We start from the raw sequence: 2,883 nt of genomic DNA on the forward strand, positions 1-2,883 counted from the left end.
TTCAAGGTTGGTGAAGGTATGTTGCCAATGGTTAGCCTTATTCAGAGTAACACCGGCTACTTTCTGACCGTCTGCTAAAAGATGAACGGTTGCTGAAGTTCCTTCTTTACCGACCCATTTCTTGGTAACCGGTACGGATACTTTACCTGTAATGGTATTGGTAATGGTAAAGCCTGATTCTGCTGAACCGCTCCTACCTGAGATATATCCACCTAGACTTACTTCTTCAATATCATACTCAATCTTATTTCCATCCTTATCATACTTTGGAAGGTCTTTAAAGGTATGTTTCCAGGAATTCGCTTTACTTAGAGTGGCGGTAGCTTTTTCTACACCTCCTGCCTTTAGTTTTACAACAACCGAATCTTTTGCAGGTCCTACCCACTTCTTCGTTACCTTAACTTCTACCTTTTCTATATTGGTGTTGGTAATGGTAAAGCCATTCTTGGCATTTCCTGTGATGACAGTCTGATAGCCCTTTAACGTATCTTCTTTAACGGTATAGGTGATTACTTTACCCTTATCGTCATACTTTGGACGACCGCTAAATGTCCACTGCCATTTATTTGATTCATTCAAATCCTTAAAGGCTACTTCTTTACCATTCGCAAGCAGTCCTACTCTTACCTTATCCTCCTTTTTACCATTCCAAACCTTTTTAACCGGAATGTCTATTTTCTCTACATTCTTATTGGTAATGATAAAGCCATTCTTTGCGTCCCCTGTTTTCTTACTTTCATAGTCAGGGATGGCAACTTCTTTGACATCGTACTCGATTTCTTTACCGTCGATATTGTGTTTGTCTAAGTCTTTAAAGCTTCCTTGCCATTTTTTAGCTTTTGTAAGGGTGAGGGTTTTTCCTGTGTCTTTTTTATCTGCCAATAGTTTTACGGTGACAGTGTCTTTTTCAGGTCCTACCCACTTTTTATTGACATTGATGTCTATCTTTTCACCATTAGGCTGATTGTACATGGCTACATAGGCTCCGCTTCCTTGGTCGGTTAGTGTGATGACCTTTGAGTTGGCGGAAGTAGGGTTTTGTGTACTGTTTGGTTTCGCATCATTGATTTTTACATCTTCGTAGCCTTTTGGATGGGCGGTTTCGACAAAGCGGTATTTACCGACCTTCAGTTTTTTAATCTGAACGGTTCCCTTATCATCCGGTACTAACTGACCTTTATCTAGGCTTCCTTTTTCTACCATGTCCGGTTTTACAGTTACATCAGTCCATGTTTTACCGTCTGTAGATGTTTGTAGTTTAAACTTAAAGCCTTGTGATAGGGTTGCACCTGTTTTTCTATCTGACTTGACCAGTTTGACAGTTAGCGGGTCAGCCGGTGCGTCGGCAATACCTGCCGGTGGGGTAAGTTTTCCTACAGCAGGATACTCTTTTTCCCCTGTTTGCTTGGTTTTAATTTTTGCGGTGTTTTTTATTTCTGTTACTTCTTTGACTGGCGTGTATTCTGCCGTAATATTAAAATAAACATTTTGGAGTGATTTACCTTTAAATATTGTATTTATTTTATCTATTGTTTCTGGAGTCAAACTTCCATAAAGGTCTGGTTGGTCTTCCTTTAAAAAATTACCCACTCCACCTGCAGCTTTGATTTCAGGAAGCTTATCATACGTTAACCCTTTCCCATCATTCATATTCCACCATTTCATCATGAAAGTATAAGTGCCGTTTTTATTATCATACATACAATACTGTCCATTTTGAAGGGATTTTTTTACTTGTTCCTTGCTTCTGCTTCCCTGTTCTATCTTTTTCAACAGGTTACCCAGTTTAGCAACATTAGCCTGTGAAATGACTTTTCCCGAGTTATCAATAGCCCCAAAAGTCGTATATGACAGGTTCTGATTCAATATTGGCTCTGACACACATTCATAAAAAGTATCTTCCAAATATATGTCTGAAAACGCTCCATCACTGTATTTCCCATCGTTCTCTAACATATATGGTGTAAAATATCGTGTATTATGCTTATTTTTCACATCGCTTTCAATAGCAATCGCCCAAACAATTCTTTTATCTGTAGAAGAAGATGCTATCTTACCAATATTATTGGTAGTTTCTTCTACCACATTAGTAATAACATGCCTTTTTTCAGCAGAGGTAATTAAATCTTTTTTTCCAAGCTTTCCACTTAATGTTTTTCTATCTCCAAGCTTTGTGCTCCTTCCTGCTATTCCTAAAACATTAATACTTTTTCCAGTTTCGAATGAAGCGGTAAAACTCTTGACTTGATTATTTTTTATATGTTCGCCACTAAATTTAATTTCAATTTTTCCATTTTTATATTCCCAAGTACCAATTTGGTTTTTTGTTCCATCAAATAATGGTTGAGATGAAAAGTCATAAGATACACCACCGTAATTTGCTGGAATAGATAATGTATCTCCCTCTAAGATTGATTTTTGAGCCGTATAAGTCATCGATAATTTTAATTTAATTTTACTATTTGTCTGATGTTCACAAACTGCATTGCTAAACTTAGACGGGTCTTTCTTATATGCTTCATATTGTGCATTGTCACTTGTCCTGTAATCAATCTCTTTATTTCCGTTTGCGACATCGATGATTTCAAAGGATTTGATTTTGACATTGTCAAGGCTAAGGGGTCCAGGTCCTGCCGGTGTATCGGCATTCTTCTTTTCATAGCCTGCAATGATGGTTTTATCCACCACTTTTCCATAGAGGGTGGATTTTTCACCATTTGTTCCTGTGCCGTAAGTTGTATTTGAAATGGTTACGTCATCTGTGCGAAGTGTTGTGGTTAAGTCTTTGACTTCATTGTTTTTGATGTAGTCTCCTGAGAAGGTTAAAACAAACTTTCCTTTGTTATAGACGTAAGTACCAATTTCGTCGCCTGTGCCATATCT

Annotated in this window: 1 protein-coding gene; it reads right to left on the minus strand. The window is 37.7% G+C overall.

Features of this window, described 5'->3' with window-relative positions:
• Positions 1 to 2,883 (minus strand): Cna B-type domain-containing protein (locus K7I92_RS07350; RefSeq protein WP_220282607.1); only part of this gene is annotated, 2,883 nt, incomplete at both ends.

The sequence above is a fragment of the Bulleidia sp. zg-1013 genome (assembly GCF_019798045.1).
In the GTDB taxonomy this organism is placed as follows: Bacteria; Bacillota_I; Bacilli_A; order Erysipelotrichales; family Erysipelotrichaceae; genus Bulleidia.